Origin of the sequence: Solitalea agri, assembly GCF_023914155.1 — a bacterium.
Taxonomy (GTDB): Bacteria; Bacteroidota; Bacteroidia; order Sphingobacteriales; family Sphingobacteriaceae; genus Solitalea; species Solitalea agri.
The window spans coordinates 166,133-192,309 of sequence record NZ_JAMWYS010000024.1 but is presented as its reverse complement, the minus strand read 5'-3'; the positions used below and the strand labels follow the sequence as shown (position 1 = coordinate 192,309).

The following is a 26,177-nucleotide window of genomic DNA, read 5'->3' as shown; positions in this document are numbered from 1 at the left end:
TTACTATTAAGGAACAGGATCATGTCCATGTCCTCCCCATGGATGACAACGTCCAATACGTTTAATTGTTAACCAACCGCCTTTCCATGGACCATGCTTTTTAATGGCTTCAACCCCGTATTGCGAGCAAGTAGGGGTGAATCTGCAGTTCTGACCCAAAAGGGGCGAAATAGCGTATTGATAAACCCTAATTAAAGCAATAAAGATATAATTGAAAATACGGTTTAGCATTAATCGCCCTGTAAACTTTTACCTGTCTCTTTACTTAAACGAATTAGCATTAATTTAAGTTTTTTTTCTAACTCTTCGAATGTAAAAATGTCGTTTCCAATATAACTACACATAAATACAATACAAAGATTGTTTTGAGAAAGAGTGGAATAAAGTAATTGTTGTTTGTTTAAGCGATATGCCTCTTTGATCAATCTTTTAATACGATTGCGTTTATTGGCTCTTTTAAAGCGTTTTTTTGATACGCTGATTAAAATTTGTGCTGGGGAGTTTTGTGCGTTTACCTGAACAGGTAGCCAGACTATGCGGAAGGGGTATAAAAGGAAAGAAGAACCATTTTGTAGTAACTCATTGATGAGTAGTTTACTACATAATCGTTCTTCTTTTTTAAAAGTATTCATTGATATACTGAAACCGGGTTTTTAGTGGACTAAAATGGCGAATCCAATTTTACTTACCGGCCTCAATTTAGCCATCAGGCCAATATCAATTAAGCTTTATGTCTTTTTTCGTCAGATACAGTAAGTTTTTTTCTGCCTTTTGCACGACGAGAAGCTAGTACGCGACGGCCGTTAGCACTCGCCATTCTCTCGCGGAAGCCATGTTTGTTGCTTCTTTTACGTCTCGATGGTTGGTATGTTCTTTTCATCTCGTTATATTCTTTGCTGTTTTATTAATCACTTTTACAGGGCTGCAAATATAGGGTTGTTTTTTATCAAAACAAAAAGAATTTTAGAATTCCTTTATGGCACAAAAGTAAGACTTTCTTACTTCTATTTAATCGGTGAGCGGGACTTACCTTTTAAAAATATGAGTATTTTGTTGCGATATAATCGTTAATAAGAAATAAAATGTTCGTAAAAAATCGCTTACCGTTGTTAATTAAAACAGCCATTGTTTGTTTTTGTATGCAGTTGAATGTTATTCATATGAATGCACAGATGCTTGAAAATCAGTATAAAATATTTTCAGTTAAAGAGCGGAAACAGGTTAATTTAAATCAGTTGATTAAGGAGGCTAAAGGCTTTCAGGTAATTCAGTTTGGTGAAGAACATAACGATTCAGTTGGTCATTTTTTGGAGCTGAGTATTTTTAAAGAACTGAATTTGGCGTTTGGTCAGCAATTGGCCTTGTCAATGGAAATGTTTGAGCGAGATGTTCAACTAGTATTAGATGAATACCTCAAGAGCTTAATTAAAGAGAAGAATTTTATCAATGAAGCCAGGTGCTGGAAAAATTATAATGATTATAAACCTCTGATTGAATATGCCAGAGAGAAAAAACTAGCAGTAATTGCTGCAAATGCGCCTGCACGTTATGTAAATAGGGTAGCGCGTCTGGGTATGGCTTCACTTAATGATTTGAGTGAAGATGCCCGGAAATGGCTTCCTTCCTTACCAATTGATACGCTTGAGGGAGCTTATTATAACAAATTTTTAGAAACAATGGGTGGACATTCAATGCCGGGTATGCAAATCTATCAATCTCAAAATTTGTGGGATGCCTCAATGGCTGAAGCAATAGTAACGTTTATCAATAAAAATAAGGGATATAAAGTATTTCAATTGAATGGACGTTTTCATAGTGATGAATATTTAGGAACTTGTTATCGCTTGAAAAAAGCAGGCTTAAAGGTGATGACGATTAGTTGTTTTTCTGACAATTCTTTTGAGAATCCTGATTTTTCTAAATTCCTAAATTTAGCTGACTATGTAATTATTACCGATCCAAAGGTGAAAAGATCTTTTTAGCAGCGATAGTCCACAATCAAATTTTTAGTAAGTGATTTTAAAGCCCAGGCTAATGATTTCTTTAAATTGAACGCGTGGACGACTTACCGGCGTTGGTACTCCATTCACGTCTTCAATCTTTGTGATCAGAACTTTTTGGTCATAAATTAAACCGGTTGAAAGGGTAGCTGTTAAAAAACGGTTGATTTTACAATCGAAAAGTGCTTCCCAATAAGCATCAATTGAGTTCAGGTTTTCGTAGGTGCTGAACAAATCGAGCTTTGTGTTGAGGTTTACATTTTCGAAAAGTTTACCAGCATATCTGAAACTCGAACTTAAACCAACCTGCTGAAGATAATTGCTTCCTTTTCTGATTATATTTCCTTGGTCGTCAACCACCGCTTTTGTAACACCATAAGCACCTTGATTGGCGAGATCCTGATCTAAAACGATCGTACTTCGCGAAGCAACTGGAGAGATGAATAATGAAAGTCCTGGGTAAGGTTTATAATCTAAACCGACAGAGGCTGTTAAATAACCCGGTGATAAGAAATCAGAAACTTTGGTGGGCGCACTATTATCGGCGTATTTAAAGCCTACAATAAACTGACTACGTAACGAAACTAAAAACGTTGTATAAAGCTTATCAGATGCTTTTATACCAAACTTCGAGTTGAGTTCAAATCGGTCCTCTGTTTTTCGATATTCTTTACTCTCGAGGCGTTGCGTCCCGAAAGCCGAATCAAAAATGGTTTCCCAATTATTTTTTGGAGTTACCCTGTTAGCTGTTAACTTAAAGCCAGCGATAAAGGTTAATGAATTTTGCCCACCTGCTGCCCAATTATTAAAACCAGCCTGGCTAAAAAGAAAGGTATTGGTACCGTCGATCTTCCATGCAGGTATTGAATCAGTTTCTTGTGAAAATGCTTTAAAGCAGGTAAGTAAAACTATAGTTAAGAGAATAACCGGTTTTCGCATGCCGGCAAAAATAAAAGAAAATAATTATTGAGCTGACTGGGGCCAATGTAAAAATATAAGCGATGAAGTGCTCAGAGGTTCTGTAAGGAATATATTAAAAAGAAAGCCGGCTTTGAAGCCAGCTTTACATTTATGATCTGTTTTTTAGTAAGTCTCGTATTTCGGCAAGCAATGCTTCTGTTGGTGGAGGGGAAGCCGGAGCCGGAGCCTCTTCTTCCTTTTTACGCATAGAGTTAATAGCTTTTACAGCTAAAAATATGGCAAAGGCAATAATGATGAATTGAATTAGCACTTGAATAAAGTTGCCGATATTTATAGCTACTTCAGGAGAAGTGACCTTTCCGGAAGCATCAACCACTGCCTCTTTTAAATGTAATTTCAAGTCTTTAAAATCAATTCCTTTGAGCAGGTAACCAATTGGAGGCATGATGATATCATCAACCAATGAAGTAACAATTTTTCCAAATGCACCACCTATAACAACACCGACTGCTAAGTCAATTACATTGCCTTTCATGGCAAACTCTTTAAATTCTTTTATAAAACCCATAGCTGTAGTTAATATGTTTGTTTGCTAATTCAATTTATCTGTTTTAAAAGGCAAAAACAAATACTTAACTATAATGATTTAAATACAACTAAAAGTGTTTAGAATATAATACTATTTATCTACCTTAATAATTGATTAAGTATATATATAATGAAGTAATTTTATTGTGTTTAAATGTCTGATAATTAATTTATAGTGATTTTTATCAAAGCCTACTGGGCAGAAATTTATATACCTAAAACACAATTCAGAACCTAATTGTCTCGTTTTTTGTTAAATCAACGAATTGTATTATATTTTAATCGGGATAGAATAAGGAAATCGTATTAAAATTCCGTTTTTCAGTTTACATTTGTCAATGCCAATGCCGAAACTATGCTAAAACAGAACCTGCAGCAAAAACTATTACAAAAGTTATCTCCTCAGCAACTTCAGTTTATTAAGTTGTTACAGATACCTACTGTAATGTTGGATGCACGTATTAAGGAAGAGTTAGAAGAGAATCCTGCTTTAGAAGACATAAGTCTGATGGCCCATAACGAAGAAAAGGATGAGTATGATTTTGATAACGATGATAAGGAAGACTTCAAAGAGAGTGAAAGTGACCTGTCGGAAGAATTCAGTATAGAAGACTATCTACAGCAAGATGATGAAAAAGACTATGCTACTTCATTAGCATACGACTCTGATGATGATGATGACAAAAAAGAATTGCCATATGCCGAGTCACGTTCGTTTTTCGAAATGTTGCAATTTCAGCTGAATATGGTTGATTTAGATGATCGTCATTTTTTAATAGCCCAACAAATTATTGGTAGTTTGGATGATGACGGTTATTTGCGTCGCCCAGTTTTATCATTGATTGATGATCTTGCATTCTCACAAAATGTTGATGCAACTGAAGAGGAAGTGGAAGACATGATGAAGATTATTCAAAGCTTTGATCCACCAGGAATTGGGGCAAGGGATCTTCAGGAGTGTTTATTGATACAATTGCGTAAAAAAGATCAGGATAATCGTGTGGTTCACCTTGCCATAGAAATTGTTGAAAATTACCTCGACGAATTCACTAAAAAACATTACGATAAGCTTGAGCGTTCGTTGGGAATATCTTCAGATGAATTAAAAGCAGCCGTTAATGAAATTCTGAAATTAAATCCAAAACCGGGTGATTCGAGTGCAGATTCCAATATCAAGCAAATGCAGGTCATTCCCGATTTTCATATTGCTAACAACGATGGAGTGTTAATCTTGACCCTGAATTCTCGAAATGCTCCTGAATTACGGGTAAGTCGTGATTATAAGGAGATGTTTCAAACCTATGATAAGCAAACAAGCAAAGACAAAAAACTAAAAGAAGCTGTTCAGTTTGTTAAGCAAAAACTCGATTCGGCGAAATGGTTTATTGACGCCATAAAGCAACGTCAGCAAACGCTTATTAAAACGATGAATGCCATAATGCACTATCAGTACGATTATTTTTTAGAGGGGGATGAGCGTAAGCTTAAGCCAATGATCTTAAAAGATATCGCTGATCAGATTGGAATGGATATTTCAACCGTTTCGCGCGTTGCCAATAGCAAATATGTTCAAACAGAATTTGGTACGTTCTTGTTAAAATCATTCTTCTCTGAAGCAATACAAACTGAAAGTGGCGAAGAGGTTTCGAACAGGGAGGTGAAGAAAATTTTAGAAGATTGCATAGGGAACGAAGATAAAAGAAGACCTCTGGCTGACGAAAAACTTGCTGAGATTTTAAAAGATAAAGGCTATAATATTGCCCGTAGAACGGTTGCAAAGTATCGCGAGCAAATGAATATTCCGGTAGCAAGGCTTAGAAAAGAACTGTAATAATTTACTTCATGAAATATTAATGAAAAGCGCCGGTCAGAAACCGGCGCTTTTTTTATGTGCAATAACAATTATTTAATTTCTTCGATTAGTATGTTTCCTGCTATCATTTCCGGTATAATGAAAAAGTTTCCATCATTGCTAATGATAAAATCGGCAGGGCCGCTAATCAGGTCATGTAGTTTAATAGCGTGAGATTCGTTGCTGTTTAAGTCTACTTCGGTTAGAACACCTTTCTTTTCAAAGGCTTTCCAATCCGAAATGTAAAGTTTGCCGGCTTTTAATGCTGTTCCGTCTAAAAATCCTTCATAATCAGAAAGCTTTTTCATGGTTTTATTGGTTAGATTAATCTCATAAACATTACCGTTAGGTTTTTGTCCATCGCTGCTAAATCCGGCACAGTACAATTTGTTTGCTTTAGCACTATAACTTAAACCATTTGCTCCGGGTACAGTTGCAAATGCAATGGTTTTGTAGGTTTTATTTTGAATGTCGATTTCAAATATTTTTCCATTGTCAGTTGCTAATGCGTATAATATGCCTTTAGCAGCCTCAATATCATTGATAAAAACAGACTCTGAAATTGTCAGTTCAAAAACTTTTTCCTTTGATTTAAGGTTGAAGCCGAGCACCCGATCGATATCGGTAACATAAAGTACATTATCTGCAATAGCCAAGCCTTTGGGGGCATTTAATCCTGTGATGAACTTTAACTCCTCAATTTTTCCTGTCTTTAGGTTTACTTTACTGATAAAGCCGTCATTGTCTTTTTGATCCGGTTCAAGCTTTTCTCCAACATTTGAAACATAAATGGTAGATCCATGTTGGCAAACACTTTCGGGGTGACTGAAGCCGGTAATTGTTTTAATACCTGATTGAGCATTTGCATAGATAGAAGACGAGATAAACGCGATAATTAATAAACTTTTTTGCATATGTTTTAGAATTAGAGGTAGTGAGAAAGTAAAGTTAATTACTTCTTTATAAACGTAATGAAGGAAAAAGTGATGAATACAATGTCAAAACGATGTTTTTCAGTTTGATAAAAAATAAAAAAGCCTTTTACATCATTGCAAAAGGCTTTTGTTTGTGTAGGATAAACGATGCGAATTATAACATCGAAATGATTTCAGAATCAGTAGGTTTAACTTTAGAAGGGAAGAATTTTACCAATTCTCCTTTTTCATTGATCAGGTATTTGCAGAAATTCCATGTAGGTTCCTGATCGTTCCAACCATTTTTATTCTTATCAGTTAGCCACTGATAGATAACGTTTTTATCATCTCCCTTTACCGATGATTTTTCGAACAGCTGAAAGGTTACACCGTAGTTCTTTTGACAAAATCCTTTGATTTCAGTATTGCTACCTGGTTCTTGTCCACCAAAATTGTTAGCAGGAAAGCCTAAAACGACAATTTTGTTACCATATTCTTCGTTTAGTTTTTCCAAGTCGCTATATTGAGGGGTATAACCGCATTCAGAAGCGGTATTTACAATTAAAAGCTTCTTACCTTTATATTGTTTAAAGTCGATCACCTGTCCATCAATAGCGGTGAATTTCAAATCGTAAATACTGGTTTTGGGTTGCATATTTGCATCATTACTAACTACTTTTGAATTGCAAGCGCCCATAAGTAGGGTTAAAACTATCATTAAGGTCTCCATATTGTTATACGTTTTAGCTTCAAAATTACACAACAGTCGTGTTTTATTTTAGTTTTGCAAAACTTATTCATTTTTTAACGTTATTATGAAGAAAATTATCGCTCTTATTTTTACAGTTTGCTTTATAACTGTTACAGGGTTTGCCCAAAGTGGCTCAGACGCAATTGTTGGTGTTTGGTTGAATAAGGATAAAGATGCTCATGTTCAGATTTTTAAGAATAAAAATGAATATTTCGGCAAAATTATCTGGTTGAAAAACCCAAAAAAAGAGAATGGTCAGGATAAATTAGATGATAAAAATCCTGAAGCATCTTTGCGCAGCCGACAGATTAATGGATTGGAAATTTTGAAAGGTTTTAAATATGATGCGGATGATACAGTGTGGGAAGATGGAACTATTTATGACCCAAAGAGCGGAAAAACGTACTCATGCAAAATGACGTTAAAAGATAAAAACAATTTGAATGTTCGTGGTTTTATTGGTGTGTCACTTATAGGAAGAACAGACATCTGGACCCGGGTAAAATAATCGTATTAAGTTCAGGAATTTTGAGAATGATGTTTGAAAAGCGTGTTGAAATGAAAGTGAAAGGGATATACTTAATTTTATTTACGTTCATTGCATTTGTTTTGATGGGCCCTGCTATTGTAATGGCTCAACAGAAGCCTAAATCTTCAACCAAAACTCCGGTTTCTTCAACTGTTAAAACATCAGTAAAGAAAACCACCTCAAAGACCGATTCGGTTAAAAAGGCAAAGGCAATGGTTGCAGATTCATTGAACGCTACTAACTTATCTTCAACTGCTGTAGATTCGGCTGGTAAGTCAACCACATCAATTAAAGTAACTTCAACTACTGCTGCTAAAAAAGGCGCGAACGCAAAAAAAACAGATCCAAAGGCTAAGCCCACTGATCCTAAAAAAGCCACAGCCGATGCCAAAACAAAACCAGTAGTTGTAAAGGTATCACCAAGCCTTATCAAAATAAACTCTGTAGGGGTTTTAAAGATTGGAATGTCGGTTGATACCATTAAAAAGATATTTCCTAAGGATCGTGTTTATAAGGTATATATCTACGATCAAAAAAATAAATACGAACAGTACCAAGTAACTGCAACGGATAAAACGAGTCAATACTTATTTATCACTCCTGAATGTGATGGTGATTCTATTTGTACTATTCGTCAAATAATTGCAAAGCACCCTTATTTTAAAACCGACCGTGATATTTCGGTGGGAATGATGCTGGATGATTTGGTGTTGGCTTACGGGTATCTAGAATCTCGTTGGGAAGAAGAAAATCTGATCGTTAGAAACCCCGAAGGCATTGACTTTGTAATGGATACTTCAGGAATTCCTAAGCGCTGGTATCGTAAAATGAATCTCGACCGATTGCCGCTTCCTACAAAAATTATCGGAATTATGATCACCTCGAAAAACCCACCGCAGGTGAAGTGGTAAGTTAGTCTTCTAAGGTTGCATTAATTAACCAAATAGGAACATTATCAGCTGCATTGCCATAGTGGAACTTAAAAATCCCTGAAATTTCAACGGGTTTATAGCTAAAATCAATGGGAGCGGCCATTTCAATCTCGATCATAATTGGTACTCCATTCTTTCCGCAGTAATAACACTGATTAACCGGTAGGGTAGAAAGCAGAAAACGCTTATGCTTTATTCCTTCTTCAATCGGAATCATATAACCCTGTAAGGTTACCTGTTTATTCTCCATGGCCTTTAATTGCGGTGAAAAAACGGCTGTTTGCTTATCAGCATTTACCTTATTAATTTTTAAAGTGCCGATGATATCCCACACTGGCGACTTTATCATATCGGCTACGTGCTGTGCTTTTAATAAAGTTGCGGTGAATAATAGAGTTGATATAAGTAATAATTTCTTCATGTGGGAATTCTATTCATTATCATAATTAAGGCCTAACTAATTCAGCTCCCATAAGCATAAATGCGAAATGCTCTTCATCTCGTTCGTTTAATTGGAGTATACCTTTAACACTAATAGGTTGTTTGGTATAGTCAATCGGCTTATTCATATTCACTTCCACCATTTCAGGCACTCCTTTGGTTTTTCCGCAGAAATAACACTGATCAATTGGTAAAACTGATAACATGAATAACTGGTGTTGCAGCCCTTTTTCCAATGGAATTAAATACCCTTTTAAGGTTATTGTTTCACCCTCTAAGGCCTTTATTTCAGTAGGAAAAACAGGGATTGTCCATTGTTCATTATCGATAATTTCTTTTCTGTAGGACAAGTTTGCCAGTTTACTCCAAACCTCCGAAGTGATCATTTTTTCATGAAGCTCATGTGAGGGTGGAATGGTGGTATCGGTTGGGACCGGAATGCCTGCAATAGGTTCTTCTTGCGTCTTTTCCAGTTTTTTATTATCCGAAAACCTTACTTGTGAGAAAAGTAGTATCAAAACAAGTATTCCAATGAGATAGAAAATCCCATTCCAATTCTGTTTTAAATGTTCTATAATTTTCATCACTAAAAACCTAATCAACCTGCTCTGCCTCTTCCAAAAGAATTTCCATGTGGTTCGAATCAGATGGATTCAACTTTACTTTTCCCTTTACAGTAATGATCTTATCTGTATATGGAATGGGTTCTTTCATTACCACCTCGACCATTGGTGGAATATTTCCCTGACCGCAAAAGTAACACTGACTGATGGGTAAAACCGAAATGGCAAAGTTTTTATGTTTGGCTCCCATTTTAAACGGAACGATATAACCTTTCAGGTCGATAGTTTTTCCGTTAATACCTTTAAGCCGGTCGCTGAAAACAGGTGTATAATCGCCAGCCTTGTCCATCTTATAGCTCAAATCGTTAATAATGTCCCAACTCACTGATTTTATGGCTACGTGTTCAGGTGGTTTTTCCGACTGCTGGGCTTTGGTAATATTGGTTGTAGCTATTAGTGCTACTACGAGTATAAGTTTGAATATGTTTTTTTTGATCATGTTTTCTTAATTTTTTGGGTCGATGGTCAATAGTCCATGGCCCATAGACCATAGTTTTGGCCGGTTTAGTTTTTTATTGACTATCGACCATGGTCTATAAACTAATTTTCTGCTAAGGTTCTCGATATATCAGCTTTATATGCTTGAATCGCGGGAATTACCGAAGCGATTAGTCCAATAATCAATCCACCGAAAATAAGTTTCCATTCATCTTTTAAGAACGTTAATCCAGTTAATTTGGTTTGTTCAGTGTCTTGGTTATGCCCGATAAACTCAAGTGCTCCATGCGACCATATTAAACCGATAAATGTGGCAATAACTGCTAAAAGTAGTCCCTCAGTAATGATCAGCAAAAATACTTTACTTCGAGGGGCTCCCATCGTACGAATGATTGCCAGATCGTATTTGCGCTCTTTTAACGAATTATACAAACTGATAAATACGCTGAAAATGGATATTATAATGATCAGCCCCGCAAACCATTGCATTGCTTTCACTCCCACACCGATCAATGAAAAAAGACGTGCGCTTTCCTGTGCTGGTGAAGCTGCCTGCATATTAGTTTGTGTATTTACAAAACGCGGAAAGGTAACCACGCTTACCGGAGAGCGATATTTGATCAAGATGGAAGTTATTTCAGGCTCATTTTGATTTTCTATTGGTGCTGGAACTGGAGTTGTTGTTTCCTCAAGTGGTGCCTCGCCATGAAACTGGTCGTGTACTAATTTAGATTCTTCGAAACCAGCATTGGGTCCCGTTGTTTCAACCTCGCCCTGTTGGTGCTTATGAGGCGCCTCATGAGCTGTACTTTCCGAATGCATGGCCCAAATACTCGGCATAGAGGTTAAAACCAGGTTGTCGGCAATTGAACCCGAAGGATTGAAAATTCCGGTTACTTTATACTTATGTTCATGGTGTTCTTCTCCTCCTTCACTTAAACCATGTGAGCCATTGAAGGTATCGCCAATCTTCAAGTTCTTTACTTTTGCCACATTCGCTCCAATATTCACTTCAAAAAGCGAATCGAATGTTTTCCCCTGAGCTAAAGTCAGTTCATAAAGTTCGGCATACTTGGCATTGGTTCCTACAATTCGGAATTGCTCATAACTATCACCCAGGCCCAATGGAACAGCAAGTTTTACTGCCTGGTTGCGCATGATCATTTGGGCATCAGATAATTTAATGTTTCCAGTAGGGTTATCGATCTGGTAAATGCTCGAAAGGATTAGTTGAAGCGGGCTGCCTTTAGCGCCAACAACAGCATCAACGCCTTTGGCATTACTCTCCAGTTTTTTACCAACCTGGTCAGAAGCCAGCATTAACAGGGCAATAATTCCTATCCCAAACGAAAGCAACAACACATTTAGCAGTGTTGATAATATATTGGCTTTAAGATTATACCAGCTAAGTTTTAAAAGATTCATCTATTGATTTTAGATTGATGATTTTAGATTGTTGAGTTTTCGTTTCATGAGCTTAGGCTTACAGAGTCGCTTGCTTTCTCGGATGGTAATTGGTGATTATTAAAGTATGTATTGTCTCGTCAATCGTTTCTTTATCCGTTCATCATGCGTAGCAATTACCAATGTTGCTCCATTACGTTCTGCCTGTTCTTCGAGGAGTTTCAACACCGAATCCGTGTTTTCGTCATCCAGGCTTGAGGTAGGTTCGTCAGCAATTACAATTTTAGGATGATTGACAACAGCCCGCGCTATTGCTACCCGCTGCATTTGTCCCTGGCTAAGCTCAGCAGGAAGAGATTTAGTTTTTGATGATAATCCTAATGAATCCAGCACTTCTAATGCCCTCTTTTTATCTTCTTTTAAACCTGCAAAATATTGGGCTGCTATTACATTGTTTAAAACGGTAAGGTTTTTAATCAAATGAGGTTGTTGGAAGATAATACCAATGTTTCTTCCTCTGAAATGATCAAGTTCGGCACCTTTCAAACTATAAAGGTCAGTTCCTTCAATATTGACAGTACCCTGACTGGGTTTCAATAAGCCGCTCATGATATGCAGTAAGGTGGTTTTTCCCGTTCCTGAACCACCAAGCATCAGCCAATGTTCGCCCGAATTTACCAACCAGTCGTTGAAATGGAGTTGAGTAGCGCCGTTATAGAATTGTTTAACCGAGTTGATACTGATCATTATGATTGGTTTTGTGCATCGAAAATAGTGATCGTAAGCTGAATAAAAAAGCAATGGCTGTGTAAAGAGCTTGTTAATTATCGTAGTAAGTTAAGCAGTTTGTTTAGCAAGTTTTTGCAAACCTGTTACATTTGACCCTTCAGATTTAAATGATAAGGAAAATGAGGTTACCTCTTATCGAAGCCGAAAACGTTGAACTAGTTTTGCAACGAGAACATATTTTGTCGGCTTGTACTTTTAACATTCAGCAAGGAGAATGTATCGCCATTACCGGTAAATCAGGTGCCGGAAAAACATCTTTAGCTAAAGTTATTGCAGGGCATTATCCTGTTTCAAGCGGTTCGCTTCAAATTAATGATGAGGGCATTCGACGCGTTTTTGTGCATCAGCAACACGATTTTCGCTTTGCATTTCACAATAGAACTTATTTCGGGCAACGTTTTGACCGTAATTATCACGGGAATTTTCCAACTGTTAGGCAAGTTTTAGCCCGATCAAATGCTAGTGAAATGGAATTGCACGAGGTGATAAAGTTCCTTCAGTTAGAAGAAAAACTCGATCAGTCGATAATTGAACTTTCTAATGGTGAAGGGAAGCGTGTACAGCTTGCACAGGCTTTGCTGGCAAAACCAACCTTATTAGTGCTCGATCAGCCTTTTATTGGCTTGGATGTTAGAACCCGATCGGCTTTGCATCTATTACTCGCCAACCTAAAAAATACCTATGAGTTAACCTTGGTAGTTGTTGCATCTGACGAAATTCCGACTTGTACCGACCGCATATTTTCAATGAATAATGGTGAAATCAAACATGTTTTCAATTACCATGATTTTCAGAAAGAAGATGGCTATGGTGCAATAACTATCGGAAAAGAAGTCAATTGGGACGAAATAAGGCAATATTCATCTGCAAATGATTCTTCTTTTGAAAATGCTGTAAGAATGGAAAATGTAACCATAGGCTTTGATGATAAACTGATCTTAGACGATGTTTCCTGGAAGGTTAAAAGGGGAGAACATTGGGCATTAACAGGTGAAAACGGATCTGGTAAATCAACATTGCTAAGTTTAATTTATGCCGATAACCCACAGGGCTACCAAAGCGAAGTTTATTTATTTGATAAAAAGCGTGGAAGCGGAGAAAGCATTTGGGATATCAAACGAAAAATAGGTTATGTATCACCCGAAATGCATAATTTCTTTCAGCGCACAAGTTCATATGTTGAAGCGATAAGTGTGGCTTCAAATGATTATACCTTAAGTGGGTTTTCGCAGGACCCTACAACGGCTTATGAAACGGTTTGCTCAGGATTTAATGATCAAATTGGCTCATCAGTTGAGGTAAGTTATTTTCAACAAGCCTTAGTGAAGAGCTGGCTCGAAATAATGGATTTGAAACACTTGAGTAACAAACCGTTTTATAAGGCTTCATTAGGAGAACAGCGGTTGTTGCTTTTAATCCGTTCATTGGTTAAAAATCCTCCATTGTTGCTGTTGGATGAACCTTGTCAGGGTTTGGACCGTTATCAAACCAGTCATTTTACCAGCATTGTAAACGATATTTGTAAGCATTTTGAAAAAACGCTGATTTACGTTTCACACTACGAAAGTGAAATGCCTGCTTGCATTGAACATCGATTGGTACTGGAAAGAGGAAAGATGATTTAAGAAAGTACAATTTTAAAAGTACAAGGGCAGAAGTAATCTACCCTCATTACTTTGTACTTTGAATTTCAAACCTAGAACTTAAGTTTACTTCCATTTTTATATCTGATCTGACATAGCCACTTTCTTCCAACGCAACCTCTGCAAAGCCAAGCTTGTGGTACATGGTTATTGCCGGTATCAATATGCGGTTTGAATATAGAATCACTTTCGTGGCACCTAATTCTTTTGCTTTGTTCAAAATGGCTTTTCCCAATAACCAGCCAATTTTCAGTCCGCGATAGTCTTCGTCAACGGCCATTTTGGTCATCTCAAAAGTTTCATCGTCAACACGTTTTAATGCGACAGTTCCAACAGCAACTCCATCCACTTCAGCCATGATAATGGCTCCACCGTGATCAAAAATATATTTGTCGGGTTTACTCAATACTTCTTTATCTATCTCTTCCAGATAAAAGTATTTCTCAATCCATGCACTGTTTAACGCTTCAAAAGCTTTATAATGGGTTGAATTAAAATCAACAATGTTTACAGCAAGCGTTTCCATATTATTCGATTTTAATAGTTTGAGGATTTTTACAATTTATTCGTACTCCAATTGGGCAACATTCGGTTTCACGAGCTCAGGCTCTTCTTTTTTAGTTTGCGTTTTAAAACCTTGATTTACTAAATACAAACCGCCAAGAATTATAGCTGCCGAAATGCCAATCACTCCGTTTAATTTCTCATCCAGAATTAGCCAGCCCATTATCACCGCAATAACCGGATTAATGTAGGCGTACATTGCCACTACAGACGTAGGCAGTTTTGAAAGGGCATAACTATAACAAGTATATGAAACGGCCGAACCTAAAATCACCAGGTATGCAAGGGCCATCAATCCATTCTGGTCGAACTTTAAGTGTTCATAACTATCAACAAACGGACTGAAAATGAAAAGCATTATCCCTCCTGAAAGTGTTTGAATACCTGAAGAGAGGAAAGGGCTTACTTTTTCGGTAAAGTTCTTTTTGGCGATCATTGTTCCCAGTGTCCATGAGATACTGGCAAACACAATCACTATAATTCCGAAGAGGTAATCACGGTTTTGAAGGTCAGTTAAATGATCACGGAAAATAAGCGCCAGACCCGTAAAACCCATCAAGGTTCCTAAACCGATTTTCCAGTTGAGTTTTTCACCACTATTGCTTACCAAATTGATCAGAATTACCCAAATAGGCATCATTGAACAGATGATCGTGGCCAAACCGCTGCTCACATATTTTATTCCCCAGGCTACAACTCCATTGCCAAAAGCAATCATGAGCAAGCCCGCTACAACTTGCATGCGCATGTCGTGCCATTTTGGAAGTACTCCGCCACGCATAAAAAACACAGTAAAGAAAAAGAGTGCTGCAAGGGTTTGGCGCATTGCCCCGAATAAAATAGGCGGAATTGATTGAATGCCGACCCTTGTTGCTAAAAATGTGGTCCCCCAGGTTACACAAATTATAGCCAATGCAATGTATGCTTTAGTATGTGTGTTGTTCATCTGCACAGTATTTTCTGATCTTCAAAACAAAGTTGAATAAAAAAATAACAACTAAACAGATTCAGTTTTGTTAAATTTGACCATATCAGTTTTGAAAATGGAAGACGAAATCGTTTTAACCAAAGTTACGTTGTTTGAAAAAATAGCACTTTCTATTCAACGTTTAATTGATAATGAGGTTTTAAAACCCGGTGATAAAATGCCTTCTGTACGTTCTTTGAGCTTAGAACAAAAGGTGAGCATGTCGACCGTTTTTCAGGCTTATTACCTTTTAGAAAAGAAGGGTTTGATTGAAGCCCGACCTCGTTCGGGCTACTACGTTCGAAAATCATTTAAACGAAATTCTCAAGAGCCGTCAGCCACAGCCACCTGGAAAATGCCCATTAATGTAAGGGTTGATAGCTTAGTATCTGATTTTGTCAAACCTCATGCTAAAGCATCAGTGGTTGATTTGTCAATTGCCGGTCCTTCTGTTGAATTGTTGCCGGTAGCAAAACTCAATAAATCTATTCAAGCTGTTTTACGTGAGCATAAGGGTAAATCGTTTCAATATGCTTTTCCGCCGGGCGATGAAAATTTACTACGGCAAATAGCACGCCTTTCGTTGCATTGGGGTGGGAGTCTTGCTAAGGATGAAATTATTGTGACCAATGGGTGCATGGAGGCCATTAATATATGCCTGCGAGCGGTGGCAAAGCAAGGCGACACCATTGCTATTGAGTCGCCTACTTACTATGGAGTGCTTCAAACGATCGAAAGCCTCGGGATGAAGGTGTTGGAAATTACCACTAATCCTGATACGGGGATTGATGTTGACGAGCTTGAAAAAGCAATCATCAAAACGAAGGTTGCCGCTTGTTTATTTACGTTGAATTTCAATAATCCGTTGGGAAGTTGCATGCCTGATAGCGAAAAAAAACGATTGGTAGAGTTATTGGCTAAACGGGAAATTCCGCTGATCGAAGATGATATCCTTGGAGATATCTACTTTGGGAAAAGTAGACCGAAAAATGCGAAGTCGTTTGATAAACATGGACTGGTGTTGTTATGCTCATCATTTTCTAAAACTGTAGCTCCTGGTTTACGAGTAGGTTGGACTGCGCCGGGCCGGTTCAAAGAAAAAGTAGAGCGGTTAAAGTTTATGACCAGTATTGCTGCTCCAACGCTTATGCAACAAGCCGTTGCTCATTTTTTGGAAAATGGCCGCTATGATAATCATTTAAAGGCTTTGCGCTTGGCCTATCATATTCAAATGCGGAAGTACAGGGAAGCTATTTTTAAATATTTCCCGGAAGGGACAAAAGTAACTGATCCTCAGGGAGGACATGTTATCTGGATAGAACTTCCTCATAAAGTAAATGCCATAGAACTTCAGGATATCGTACTCAGACAAGGAATTGCCATTTTACCGGGTTCTATTTTTTCAGCTAAAAAACGCCATGAAAACTATATCAGAATTGGTTATTGTAATCAGTTTACTCCGGAAGTTGAAAATGCTCTTCTTATCATTGGGAAATGTGCTAATAATATGCTTATAGAAGGAAATTAAAGCTGCAGTTGTGTATTTGTGATAATTATAGAGTTGGTTTTGAACGCATTTTTTTATTGTGTAAAAAATAACGTTTAACAGAACTTCAATAACCTTTTTGTGTTATAGTAAGGTCGATTATTAAAACCAGCAAATGTTCAGGGGCCGCTCATTACCGTACAATCTCAATTTTATAAGCATTTTTTGCATTCTTGTTTTTACAACAACTTTTACCTACGCTCAATCAACCATCATTAAGGGGAAAGTTACAGATGCAAAATCGGGTGAAGTAATTGCTGGTGTTAGTATTTCTTTAGTAAACACCAAAATAGGCGTTACAACAAATGAAAACGGATTTTATTCGATCGTTACATCCTCCAGCTCCATTCAGCTTCAGTTTAGTATTTTAGGTTATAAAACTGTCACTAAGAAAGTTACACCCGGAATTACTCAAACTATCAATGTTCAAATGATAAATGATGCCCAAACCTTGTCAGAAGCAGAGGTACGGGCAAGCAAAAAACTTGTTTACAAAAACAAGGACAATCCTGCTGTAGCACTTATTCAAAAGGTTATTGAAAACAAACCCATCAATCAGCCTAAAAACTATGAAAGCATTGAGTATGAAAAGTATGAAAAGCTTGTTTTTTCATTGAGCGATCTTCCGCAGAAAGTACTGGATAAAAAACTGCTTTCTCCTATGAAATTTCTATTCGAAAATAAAGATACATTGAAGATAAAAGGCAAGACGATTTATCCAATGTACATGGAAGAGAAGATTTCGGATAACTTCTACAGCAAAAAATTAAAAAAGACCAAAACGGTTATAAAAGCGAAGCAACAGGTAGATATAAGTAAATATGTTGATCAAAACGGGGTAAGTATTTACCTGAACAGGATGTATGCTGATATTGATATTTATGCGAACAACATTTTTATAGTTACCAATCAGTTTTTAAGTCCGATTGCCGATAACGCCCAGGATTCTTATAAATTTTTTATAACCGACACTATAAAAACAGTTGAAGGAGATCTTGTTGAATTAAGTTTTACTCCCCGAGTTAAGGGCAATATGATGTTTGAGGGAAATTTATATGTTACCCTCGATGGGCGTTATGCTATTAAAAAAGTTGAAATGAACCTGAATAAAGATGTCAACTTGAATTGGGTCAGGAGTTTAGCTATTAATTTGACTTATAATCAAGATAGTTTATGTCATTATTATTTAAGCTCGAGCCATGTGTTGTCGGATTTCGGTTTTTTGAAAAACAAGGGCATAGGAGTGGTGGGCGAACGCTCAATGAACTTTAAAGATTACGTAATTAACCATCCGCGCGAAGACTCTTTTTATAATGTTGATACGGTAATAATAGCTGCAAATAGCACCTCGCAAACGGAAAGCTATTGGGACGAAAACAGAGCAGATTCACTAAGTACTACCGAATCAAAAGTGTATTATAACATGGATACGCTGCAAACCGTTCCGCGTTTTAAGAGTATGGTTAAAATCACTAACTTTTTAATAACAGGGTATCATTCCTTCGGTAAGTTTGAAATGGGACCGGCCAGTACCTTTTTTAGCTTTAACGCACTGGAAGGTTCACGATTTAAATTTGGGGGACGGACATTGCCCGCATTTAACCGAACCTGGTATTTTGACGGATATGGAGCCTATGGTTTAAAAGATGAAAGATGGAAGTATAGCGCCTCTGTTGCATATTCCTTAAATCATAAATCCATTTATAAATTTCCCAATAATTATTTAAAGGTTGGGGTTGAAAGTACTGCGATCATCCCCGGTCAGGCTTTAGAACTGTCACAAAGTGATGGGTTTTTACTTTCATTTAAAAGAGGAGAGGATAATAAATGGCTTTATACGAATGCCTATAAGTTTAACTATGTGCACGAATTTAACAACCATTTTTCTTATGATCTTGGATTTAGAAGGACTGAGCAATCCCCGGCTTTAGATCTGCACTATTTGGTTGTCAATGACGGTGTTCAAACAGAAGTAGAAACCTTAACAACAACAGACCTTTCGCTTCGATTACGCTGGGCACCGCATGAGCAAATGATTGAAGGAAAATCATACCGGACTCAAATTCCAAACAAGTTTCCCATATTGTCAGCAAAACTTACCGTAGGAATAAAGGATTTCTTTGGCGGCGATTATAATTATCAATCCTTAAGCGGAGGCATTGCAAAGCGCTTTTATCTATCACAGGTTGGTTATACTGATATTGCCGTTGAAGGACGTTGGGTTTTTGGTCAGGTACCGTTCCCATTGCTAAATTTAGTTCCGGCTAATCAAAGCTATATCTATTCCCACCGCTCATTTAACCTAATGAACTTTATGGAGTTTGTAACCGACCATTCAGTGAATCTTTATTTTGATCATAATTTTAATGGTTATTTGCTCAATAAAGTACCATTGCTTAAAAAACTAAAACTTCGTGAGTTTATATCGATGAAAATGGCGTTGGGTGGACTGCGATCAGAAAATGATCCTGCATTACATTCTGAACTTTATCAGTTTCCGGTTAATCAAGATGGGGTGCCTTATACCTACGCACTTAGCAAAACTCCATATGTTGAATTAGGGGCCGGTATTGGCAACATCTTTAAACTATTTAGGGTTGATTTTATAAAACGTCTTACTTATCTGGATAATCCTGATGTAGCGAGTTTCGGTATAAGAGCGGCTTATGTTTTCGATTTTTAGAAGTCGAAATAATAAAAAAAGCATCCCGAAGAGTTGGGATGCTTTTGTATGATATAAACAATCGTTATTCAAGCTATACAGCAACACTTGTTAATGATTCCAGGTGTTCCAGAATCAATTGCATGGCTTCGTGATTTTCTTCAAAATAATTAGGTGCATAATTTCTAATCTGATCCGCCGACTGAATAAAAGCGTTTGGCATTAATTCATCACCACAATTCTCGATCATAGCTTCAATCGATTCGATTGTGGCTTCCAAATGGAACTGTAAACCCACTACATTTTGCTTAAAACGAAATGCCTGGTTGATACAAGCTCTTGAACTTGCTGCCAGCGTAGCATCTTCTGGAAGGTCGAAAGTATCGCCATGCCAATGGAAAACGGTGATCTTATTTTGCGGAAAGTTAAATTTATGTGTTGCTTCAAAAACTTCAACCGGAAACCAACCGATTTCTTTGAATTTACTTTGATAAATAGCTGCTCCTAACGTGTCAGCAATCAATTGCGCCCCTAAACAAATGCCTAAAACAGTTTTGTTGGCATCTATCGCTTTTTTGATAAATTCTTTTTCAGCTTTTAACCATGGATATTGATCCTCGTCATCAACCCCCATTGGGCCACCCATTACAATTAACCAGTCGATCTGTTGAATGTCGGGCAATTTATCGTTCTCATAAAAACGGGTTGCACTTAATTCAAATCCTTTCTCGTTAATCCAGGTTTCAATATAGCCCAATCCCTCAAATGGTACGTGCTGAAAATAGTGAATTTTCATAATTGTAAAGCGTTAAGTTTAGTTTGTAATGTCGTTTTCACTGCAGGCCAATCCTCTTTTATTATACTGAAATAAACAGAGTTTTTAATTCTTCCAGACCAGGTAATAACGTGTTGTCGAAATGTGCCTTCATAAATCGCGCCAATACTTTTGATCGCGTTTTGTGATTAAACATTTAATTCGTCGGTTTTAATCTGAATTCGATTTAAATTTAATACATCAAAAGCATATTGTAATAACTCAAATTTAACGGCTTTGTTTAAGCCGGTACTTTGAAATTCAGGTCTTATCCAAGTCCAGCCAATCTCTGTACGCTTATGCGCCAAAACCATCTCTACAAAATGAGTACAACCAGCATATTGTTGTGTGAATTTGTCGTAGATGGCCAAAGGAAGGCTTTTTTAATTCACTCTTTAGGTTATTGCAGTAGAAATATACTTAGTTAAATCATCTTTTGAAGTAATATTTCGGACACCTACTGTCCATAGCTCTGGAAGCAGGGCTATTTCTAACAGATCATCAATATGTTTTAGTTCTAAGGGTTTGAGTTTTATACGTTCGTTTTCAAGAATAGGCGGAAACTGGAAGATGGTATTCATAGAAATGCTTGATTTACTTCAAATATACCATTTCAACCGGCGTTTTGACTTGATAATAAAAAGCTTACAAAAAAATAATATATAACACCTAAATTTAATAAGGGCTAAACATATGGAGAAGAACATTGCCAAAGCAATAAAAACAGTTACCGCAACAATTGGAGCGGAGAATTATAAAACTACGCTTCAAACCCAACATCATCAGTTGCTTGCCGATGAGCCTGAGCAAATAGGGGGGAAGAACCTGGGGCCGGGCCCTTCAGACTTTCTAATGAGTAGCTTGGCTGCTTGTACAGCTATCACCCTTAAAATGTATGTTGATCGAAAGCAATGGGTAACTGGAGAAATTAAGGTTCAGGTTTGTTTTGAGCATAAAAATGAAAATGGGCATTTAAGTTCGGTTTTTACACGGATTGTATCCGTAAGTCAGCAATTAGATGAGGAGAAAATGCAGCGTCTGCTCGATATCGCTAATGCCTGTCCTATTCATAATCTGTTAACTAACCCCATTGATATTCACACAACGATTCAATTATATGGACAAGACTAATCTAAAGAAAGAATATACAAATGGAGAGGTGACGGTAGTTTGGCAGAATGGCAAATGTATTCACTCACGAGTATGCTTTACAGGGCTGCCCTCGGTATTTGATCCATCTCATCGGCCTTGGATCTCAATTCATGGGGCCACTACTCAGGAAATTATTGATCAGGTGAAAAAGTGCCCCTCAGGTGCTTTGAGTTATTATATGAATGATGCTTCTAATCAGGAAGCGGAGACGATGGAAACTGTTGTGGAAGTGCGGCCAAACGGTCCGTTGATCATTTATGGAACATTAAAGGTCCGCGACCGTGAGGGCAATGAATCGATCAAAAATAAAACCACCGCGTTTTGCCGCTGTGGAGGCTCACATAACAAACCTTACTGCGATGGTTCTCATTTAAAAAACGGTTTTGAAGGATAATTCGATTGAAGAATTCATCTTTCTTAACTCTTTTACATCATCAATTCACGTTCACTGTTTTGCTTTTCTTTGTTCCGCATTTGTAAAAAAAAAGAGCATAAACCTGCTATGCTAAGGATAAAAACAGGCCTGAAGGCCGGGCAGGCCAATAGCCGAAATGTAGCCAATCATTCGTAATACGGCAAAAAGACCTAAGTTTATAGAAAAAAATAAGGCATTGGGCATACAATTATTAACTGAGCCGAATGAAATTAAATTGCTGTTTAAAAAGTTTAAACTCATAAATTCTGACTAAAGGTATGAAGGTTAAATCTGTTGGTTATCGTAAGCAATTGTTATCAGCATTTGCTATGGTTTAAGCTTTTTAGCCTACTTTGTGCTATCAAATCAGTAAACTTTTAGTTTATCTATGAAATTAAAACAATATTTAATTGTTGCATTGCTTTTCTGTGGGCATCTCTCTTGCAGTAGTTCAAATCCCGAAATTCCTGTTGAACGTTCTTATTCATTAGGTTTAACCGGCGATGCCAGTGATAAAACTACTGCAACTACGGGAGGTTTTGTATTAATGGGTGGGGGAGCCGATGTTGATGAGGCTATCAAATGGATGATAGCCAAAAGTGGAGGAGGTGATGTGGTTGTTATTCGTGCCTCAGGTGGCAATGCCTACAATAGTTACATTTACGGTTTGGGCAATGTGAACTCAGTTGAAACGTTACTGATCAGTTCTAATAATGCTGCCAATGACCCCAAGGTGGCTACTACAATAAGAAATGCGGAGGCTTTATTTATTGCCGGGGGCGACCAAAGTCAATACCTAAAGCTTTGGGCCAATACACCGGTGCAGCAGGCTATAGATTACCTGGTTAACGAAAAAAAAGTGCCGGTTGGGGGAACCAGTGCTGGTTGTGCTATTTTGGGGCAGTTTATTTATACCGGCGAAAATGGAAGTATTATTTCAAGCGAAGCCTTAAGTAATCCGTTTTTGAATACGATGACCTTTAGTGAAGGCCGTTTTGTAAATATCCCACTGCTGGATAACCTTATTACCGATACCCATTATTCGCAACGCGACAGACAAGGCCGTCATTTTACCATGCTGGCCCGATTAGTAAATGAAAAGAAAACGGCTGTTAAAGGTTTGGGTGTTGACGAAAACACCGCGGCCTGTCTTGATACTGATGGAACCATGAGTGTTTATGGCAGTGGCAATGCTTTTTACCTCGAATCTGTTAACGATTTGCCTGAGCAATGTCAAGCTGCTAAACCCTTAAGCTGGAACGCATCTCAAAAAGCGGTGGCTGCTTATATCGCCAAAGGGAGTACCACCGGAACTTCATTTATAAAACTTGGAGCAATTACCGCACAACCGACGGAATACTGGTTTGCTCTCGATGGAAAGTTTACCCGAGCAGTAAATCCTTAAATTTACTGTTTATGAAGTTTATTCGCCTTTGTAATTATTGCAAAGGCGAATCTTTTAAAAATGGATAGAGAGTCAAAGTATGCTGTTGATTAACGACTGTTGATTGCTGAGAATAATTAAACTCGATTAAAACTTTACGCTATGAAATTTCTACGTACAGTCTTTATTCTGTCATCAATTACATTCATGGGATGTTGCACAAGTGATAAAGTGGAACCTTTGAAAGCAGGAACCTATTCCGGGGTTTTCAACGTTAAGTATGGATCCGAATCTTATAGCGGAAAAACATCACTCACTTTTGAGAATGCAAGATTTTCGTCTACTTCGGGCCAAAATAGATTTCCGGCAGGAGGGTCAGGCGTTTATACTATCAGCAATGATAAAATTGTTTTTACCGATCAGAATTTTTGGACAGCCGACTTTGATTGGGGGCTGATTCTTTCAGGAACTTATACTTATTCGTTTGACGGCAAGAGACTAACGCTTAAAAAGCAAGGAGAAAGCAGTTCCTATGAGTACGTGCTGGAGAAAGTCAGTGGTGACTAAACACCCAAAGGAACTGCCTCGGTAAATAATTACGAAGTCTTTCTATAATGCCAAATCGCCCAGCCATTAAATACTGTCGCAAACGTAAACATAATGATAAAGTGGTAACGGACATCCCAAAAGCCGCTGCCTTTTAAAACCACCATTCTCATTACATCAATAAAATACGACACAGGGTTAAATTTGGTGATCATTTGCGCCCAATGTGGCATACTGTCAATTGAGGTATATAAACCACCCATCAAAATGAATATCATCATTAAAAAGAAGGAAATTAACATGGCTTGTTGCTGTGTGCCGGCGTAGGTTGAAATTAAAAGGCCCAGTCCTAAAACGGTTAACAGGTAAACGGCGGCAAAAGCATAAATGGTGAGGTAACTTCCTAAAGGAATAATGCCATATACGGCCCAGGAAATAAATAATCCCAAGGTTAATACTACCATGCCCAGTATCCAAAACGGCACCAGTTTGCCTAATAGAAAATGATATTTTTTTACCGGTGTAACATTGATCTGCTCAATGGTACCTATTTCTTTTTCTTTAACAATATTGATGGCCGCTAAGTTTGAACCGATCATGGTGAGCAAAATAACCAGGATACCCGGAACCATGAAGTACTTATAGTTCAGCAATGGGTTATACCAGTTTGAGGAAGTAATTTGAATAGTGGGTTCGACATTCATGCGGGGCATTTGCAGCCATTCGAGCCTTACTTCCTGGTTATAATCCTGTATAATAGTACGTAAATAAGCGCCTCCCAAATTAGCTTTAACACCGTTTATGGCATTTAGGGCCATAAAAAGTTTAGCTTTATTTTCTTTAACCACGTCTTTTTCAAACGATCTTGGAATTTCCAGCATCAGGTCGGCCTCATCGTGTTCAACCTTATGTAATGCCTGTTTATAAGAGTTTGAATAATCTGCCAGTTCGAAATAACCCGAAGCGGTGATTTTATTGATTAGCTTACGCGAATACTCAGAGTGGTCGTGGTCTACAACACTCAGTTTTATGTTTTTTATTTCATAGTCAGCCGCCCAGGGTAAGATCATAAGCTGGATAACCGGCATGATGAAGATGACCCGTAAAATAGAAGGGTCGCGAAATATCTGGCGAAATTCTTTTTGAAGCAGAAATTTTAACGTTCTCATGCTAATCGGATTTTAAATTTCCTGATGGCTAATGTTAAAAAGAACAGCATCATACCGGTGAGAATTAAGGTTTCTTTCCAAATAACCTTTAACCCTAAGCCTTTGATCATTACTGATTTTACAATGCTGTAATACCATTTGGCGGGAACAATATTAGAAATGATACGAAGTGGCAACGGCATGTTTTCCACCGGAAACATAAAGCCACTAAGCATTACCGTTGGTAAAAATAAGGCCACTAATGATATAAACATGGCCGTTTGTTGCGATTCGGCACCACTTGAAATCAGAAGACCCAATGAAAGTGAAACTAAGGTAAATAAGATGCTTTCGAACACCAATAGTACAATACTGCCGTTAATTGGTACTTCGAGCACATAAACACTCAGCAGTAAAATGCTGGCAATATTTATAATTGAGAGCAATAGATAAGGAACAGCTTTGGCAATAATTACCATAATGGGTTTCATAGGCGAGACCAACATAATTTCCATGGTACCCATTTCTTTCTCCTTTACAATGGTAATAGCGGTCATCATGGTACAAACAAGTAGCAATACCATAGCCATCACTCCTGGAACAAAATTATAAGCTCCTTTCAACTGTGGGTTATACAACATTCGGGTTTCGGTATCAATGGTGTAGGGTAACATAGTGTTTGTGTTTATCCTTCTCTGATAATCACCAATAATAGCAGTGGCATAATTGGTTAAAATATTGGCAACGTTTGGATCCGAAGCGTCGGCCACCAGCTGAATCTGCGCTTTGTTAAGGTGATGCAGGTCTTCGCTGAAATTCTGAGGAAAAACGATAGCCATTTTTATTTTACCGGCTTCAAAGGCTTTCTCAATTTCAGGGTAGGAGTGTAGGTTTTGCCTTATTTCGAAATACTTGCTCGCATCTAATTGCGTAATGATAGTACTGCTAACCTCGTCTTTGGCATTATCAAGAATGGCGATTTGTGAGTTTTTTACCTCATTGGTTAGCGCAAATCCGAAGATCACAATTTGCACCACAGGCATACCCAATAAAATGAACATAGTTCTTTTGTCGCGCCATATGTGGTAAAATTCTTTTTTAACAAAGCTGAAAAACTGTTTCATAACCCCTAAATCCCCTAAAGGGGGACATTC

At 37.6% G+C, this 26,177-nt stretch carries 30 protein-coding genes; 11 read left to right on the top strand and 19 right to left on the bottom strand.

Annotation, left to right across the window (positions count from 1 at the left end; translation table 11 throughout):
* Positions 1–6: 6 nt before the first annotated feature.
* The 3 genes from yidD to rpmH form a co-directional block, all read right to left on the bottom strand.
* The gene (gene yidD / locus NF867_RS05540; protein ID WP_252586643.1) at positions 7–231 is read right to left on the bottom strand and encodes a membrane protein insertion efficiency factor YidD; all 225 of its coding nucleotides are present in this window, start codon (positions 229–231) and stop codon (positions 7–9) included.
* The gene (gene rnpA / locus NF867_RS05535; RefSeq protein WP_252586642.1) at positions 231–632 is read right to left on the bottom strand and encodes a ribonuclease P protein component; all 402 of its coding nucleotides are present in this window, start codon (positions 630–632) and stop codon (positions 231–233) included. Before rnpA ends, yidD begins: the two co-directional genes overlap by 1 nt.
* Positions 633–721: 89 nt before the next feature.
* Positions 722–880, bottom strand: a complete 159-nt coding sequence (gene rpmH, locus NF867_RS05530) for a 50S ribosomal protein L34 (protein ID WP_252586641.1) — start codon at positions 878–880, stop codon at positions 722–724.
* A gap of 202 nt (positions 881–1,082) precedes the next feature.
* Between rpmH and NF867_RS05525 the strand changes: the two genes are divergently transcribed.
* Positions 1,083–1,982: a ChaN family lipoprotein gene (locus NF867_RS05525; RefSeq protein WP_252586640.1), complete on the top strand. Its 900-nt coding sequence runs from the start codon at positions 1,083–1,085 to the stop codon at positions 1,980–1,982.
* Between the two features lie 24 nt (positions 1,983–2,006).
* Here the strand turns inward: NF867_RS05525 and NF867_RS05520 are convergent, their stop codons facing one another.
* Positions 2,007–2,939 (bottom strand): DUF3078 domain-containing protein, encoded by a 933-nt coding sequence (locus NF867_RS05520; protein WP_252586638.1) that lies wholly within the window; start codon positions 2,937–2,939, stop codon positions 2,007–2,009.
* 130 nt (positions 2,940–3,069) lie between these two features.
* Complete coding sequence (mscL, locus tag NF867_RS05515; protein WP_252586636.1) at positions 3,070–3,489, bottom strand: large-conductance mechanosensitive channel protein MscL; 420 nt, start codon at positions 3,487–3,489, stop codon at positions 3,070–3,072.
* Between the two features lie 375 nt (positions 3,490–3,864).
* Here mscL and rpoN point away from each other — a divergent pair, with 375 nt between their 5' ends.
* The gene (gene rpoN / locus NF867_RS05510) at positions 3,865–5,340 is read left to right on the top strand and encodes an RNA polymerase factor sigma-54 (RefSeq protein ID WP_252586634.1); all 1,476 of its coding nucleotides are present in this window, start codon (positions 3,865–3,867) and stop codon (positions 5,338–5,340) included.
* 71 nt (positions 5,341–5,411) lie between these two features.
* On the opposite strand, the gene NF867_RS05505 is transcribed toward rpoN, so the two are convergent.
* Together NF867_RS05505 and NF867_RS05500 are read right to left on the bottom strand one after the other, a co-directional pair.
* Positions 5,412–6,275 (bottom strand): DUF6923 family protein, encoded by an 864-nt coding sequence (locus NF867_RS05505; RefSeq protein ID WP_252586632.1) that lies wholly within the window; start codon positions 6,273–6,275, stop codon positions 5,412–5,414.
* Positions 6,276–6,450: 175 nt separating this feature from the next.
* Positions 6,451–7,005: a glutathione peroxidase gene (locus tag NF867_RS05500; protein WP_252586630.1), complete on the bottom strand. Its 555-nt coding sequence runs from the start codon at positions 7,003–7,005 to the stop codon at positions 6,451–6,453.
* A gap of 85 nt (positions 7,006–7,090) precedes the next feature.
* Here NF867_RS05500 and NF867_RS05495 point away from each other — a divergent pair, with 85 nt between their 5' ends.
* Together NF867_RS05495 and NF867_RS05490 are read left to right on the top strand one after the other, a co-directional pair.
* Positions 7,091–7,534 (top strand): DUF2147 domain-containing protein, encoded by a 444-nt coding sequence (locus NF867_RS05495; RefSeq protein WP_252586628.1) that lies wholly within the window; start codon positions 7,091–7,093, stop codon positions 7,532–7,534.
* Between the two features lie 26 nt (positions 7,535–7,560).
* Positions 7,561–8,466, top strand: a complete 906-nt coding sequence (locus tag NF867_RS05490; protein ID WP_252586626.1) for a hypothetical protein — start codon at positions 7,561–7,563, stop codon at positions 8,464–8,466.
* 1 nt (position 8,467) lies between these two features.
* On the opposite strand, the gene NF867_RS05485 is transcribed toward NF867_RS05490, so the two are convergent.
* The 5 genes from NF867_RS05485 to NF867_RS05465 all read right to left on the bottom strand — a co-directional run bounded on the left by NF867_RS05485 (position 8,468) and on the right by NF867_RS05465 (position 12,140).
* Positions 8,468–8,908 carry a hypothetical protein gene (locus tag NF867_RS05485; RefSeq protein ID WP_252586624.1) on the bottom strand — a complete coding sequence of 147 codons (441 nt, stop codon included), beginning with the start codon at positions 8,906–8,908 and terminating at the stop codon, positions 8,468–8,470.
* A 25-nt stretch (positions 8,909–8,933) separates the two neighbouring features.
* Positions 8,934–9,512, bottom strand: coding sequence for a hypothetical protein (locus NF867_RS05480; protein WP_252586623.1), 579 nt, complete (start codon positions 9,510–9,512; stop codon positions 8,934–8,936).
* Between the two features lie 10 nt (positions 9,513–9,522).
* Positions 9,523–9,990, bottom strand: coding sequence for a hypothetical protein (locus NF867_RS05475; RefSeq protein WP_252586622.1), 468 nt, complete (start codon positions 9,988–9,990; stop codon positions 9,523–9,525).
* A 101-nt stretch (positions 9,991–10,091) separates the two neighbouring features.
* Complete coding sequence (locus tag NF867_RS05470; RefSeq protein WP_252586620.1) at positions 10,092–11,414, bottom strand: ABC transporter permease; 1,323 nt, start codon at positions 11,412–11,414, stop codon at positions 10,092–10,094.
* A gap of 99 nt (positions 11,415–11,513) precedes the next feature.
* The gene (locus NF867_RS05465) at positions 11,514–12,140 is read right to left on the bottom strand and encodes an ABC transporter ATP-binding protein (RefSeq protein WP_252586618.1); all 627 of its coding nucleotides are present in this window, start codon (positions 12,138–12,140) and stop codon (positions 11,514–11,516) included.
* A gap of 161 nt (positions 12,141–12,301) precedes the next feature.
* Here NF867_RS05465 and NF867_RS05460 point away from each other — a divergent pair, with 161 nt between their 5' ends.
* Positions 12,302–13,807, top strand: coding sequence for an ATP-binding cassette domain-containing protein (locus tag NF867_RS05460; protein ID WP_252586617.1), 1,506 nt, complete (start codon positions 12,302–12,304; stop codon positions 13,805–13,807).
* A gap of 46 nt (positions 13,808–13,853) precedes the next feature.
* Here the strand turns inward: NF867_RS05460 and NF867_RS05455 are convergent, their stop codons facing one another.
* Positions 13,854–14,351, bottom strand: coding sequence for a GNAT family N-acetyltransferase (locus tag NF867_RS05455; RefSeq protein ID WP_252586615.1), 498 nt, complete (start codon positions 14,349–14,351; stop codon positions 13,854–13,856).
* A 36-nt stretch (positions 14,352–14,387) separates the two neighbouring features.
* Positions 14,388–15,335 carry a DMT family transporter gene (locus NF867_RS05450; RefSeq protein WP_252586613.1) on the bottom strand — a complete coding sequence of 316 codons (948 nt, stop codon included), beginning with the start codon at positions 15,333–15,335 and terminating at the stop codon, positions 14,388–14,390.
* A 97-nt stretch (positions 15,336–15,432) separates the two neighbouring features.
* On the opposite strand from NF867_RS05450, the gene NF867_RS05445 reads away from it, so the two are divergent.
* Positions 15,433–16,884 (top strand): aminotransferase-like domain-containing protein, encoded by a 1,452-nt coding sequence (locus tag NF867_RS05445; protein WP_252586611.1) that lies wholly within the window; start codon positions 15,433–15,435, stop codon positions 16,882–16,884.
* 133 nt (positions 16,885–17,017) lie between these two features.
* Positions 17,018–19,585: a DUF5686 and carboxypeptidase-like regulatory domain-containing protein gene (locus NF867_RS05440; RefSeq protein ID WP_252586610.1), complete on the top strand. Its 2,568-nt coding sequence runs from the start codon at positions 17,018–17,020 to the stop codon at positions 19,583–19,585.
* Positions 19,586–19,658: 73 nt separating this feature from the next.
* Here NF867_RS05440 and NF867_RS05435 read toward each other — a convergent pair whose 3' ends face one another.
* The 3 genes from NF867_RS05435 to NF867_RS05425 form a co-directional block, all read right to left on the bottom strand.
* Positions 19,659–20,360: a type 1 glutamine amidotransferase gene (locus tag NF867_RS05435; RefSeq protein ID WP_252586608.1), complete on the bottom strand. Its 702-nt coding sequence runs from the start codon at positions 20,358–20,360 to the stop codon at positions 19,659–19,661.
* Positions 20,361–20,527: 167 nt separating this feature from the next.
* Positions 20,528–20,749 carry a GNAT family N-acetyltransferase gene (locus NF867_RS05430; RefSeq protein ID WP_252586606.1) on the bottom strand — a complete coding sequence of 74 codons (222 nt, stop codon included), beginning with the start codon at positions 20,747–20,749 and terminating at the stop codon, positions 20,528–20,530.
* A 24-nt stretch (positions 20,750–20,773) separates the two neighbouring features.
* Complete coding sequence (locus tag NF867_RS05425) at positions 20,774–20,959, bottom strand: GNAT family N-acetyltransferase (RefSeq protein ID WP_252586604.1); 186 nt, start codon at positions 20,957–20,959, stop codon at positions 20,774–20,776.
* Positions 20,960–21,071: 112 nt separating this feature from the next.
* On the opposite strand from NF867_RS05425, the gene NF867_RS05420 reads away from it, so the two are divergent.
* From NF867_RS05420 to NF867_RS05405, 4 genes are all read left to right on the top strand, one after another.
* Positions 21,072–21,509: an OsmC family protein gene (locus NF867_RS05420; RefSeq protein WP_252586602.1), complete on the top strand. Its 438-nt coding sequence runs from the start codon at positions 21,072–21,074 to the stop codon at positions 21,507–21,509.
* On the top strand, positions 21,496–21,924 hold the full coding sequence (locus tag NF867_RS05415; protein WP_252586600.1) for a (4Fe-4S)-binding protein: 429 nt from the start codon (positions 21,496–21,498) through the stop codon (positions 21,922–21,924). Before NF867_RS05420 ends, NF867_RS05415 begins: the two co-directional genes overlap by 14 nt.
* 409 nt (positions 21,925–22,333) lie before the next feature.
* Positions 22,334–23,350, top strand: coding sequence for a cyanophycinase (locus NF867_RS05410; protein WP_252586598.1), 1,017 nt, complete (start codon positions 22,334–22,336; stop codon positions 23,348–23,350).
* Positions 23,351–23,491: 141 nt separating this feature from the next.
* Complete coding sequence (locus NF867_RS05405; RefSeq protein WP_252586596.1) at positions 23,492–23,896, top strand: hypothetical protein; 405 nt, start codon at positions 23,492–23,494, stop codon at positions 23,894–23,896.
* A gap of 29 nt (positions 23,897–23,925) precedes the next feature.
* Here NF867_RS05405 and NF867_RS05400 read toward each other — a convergent pair whose 3' ends face one another.
* Together NF867_RS05400 and NF867_RS05395 are read right to left on the bottom strand one after the other, a co-directional pair.
* Positions 23,926–25,044 (bottom strand): ABC transporter permease, encoded by a 1,119-nt coding sequence (locus NF867_RS05400; protein WP_252586595.1) that lies wholly within the window; start codon positions 25,042–25,044, stop codon positions 23,926–23,928.
* Entirely contained in the window at positions 25,041–26,147 is a 1,107-nt protein-coding gene (locus NF867_RS05395; protein ID WP_252586593.1) for an ABC transporter permease, read from the bottom strand. The genes NF867_RS05400 and NF867_RS05395 overlap by 4 nt, the downstream gene beginning before the upstream one ends.
* Positions 26,148–26,177 lie beyond the last annotated feature (30 nt).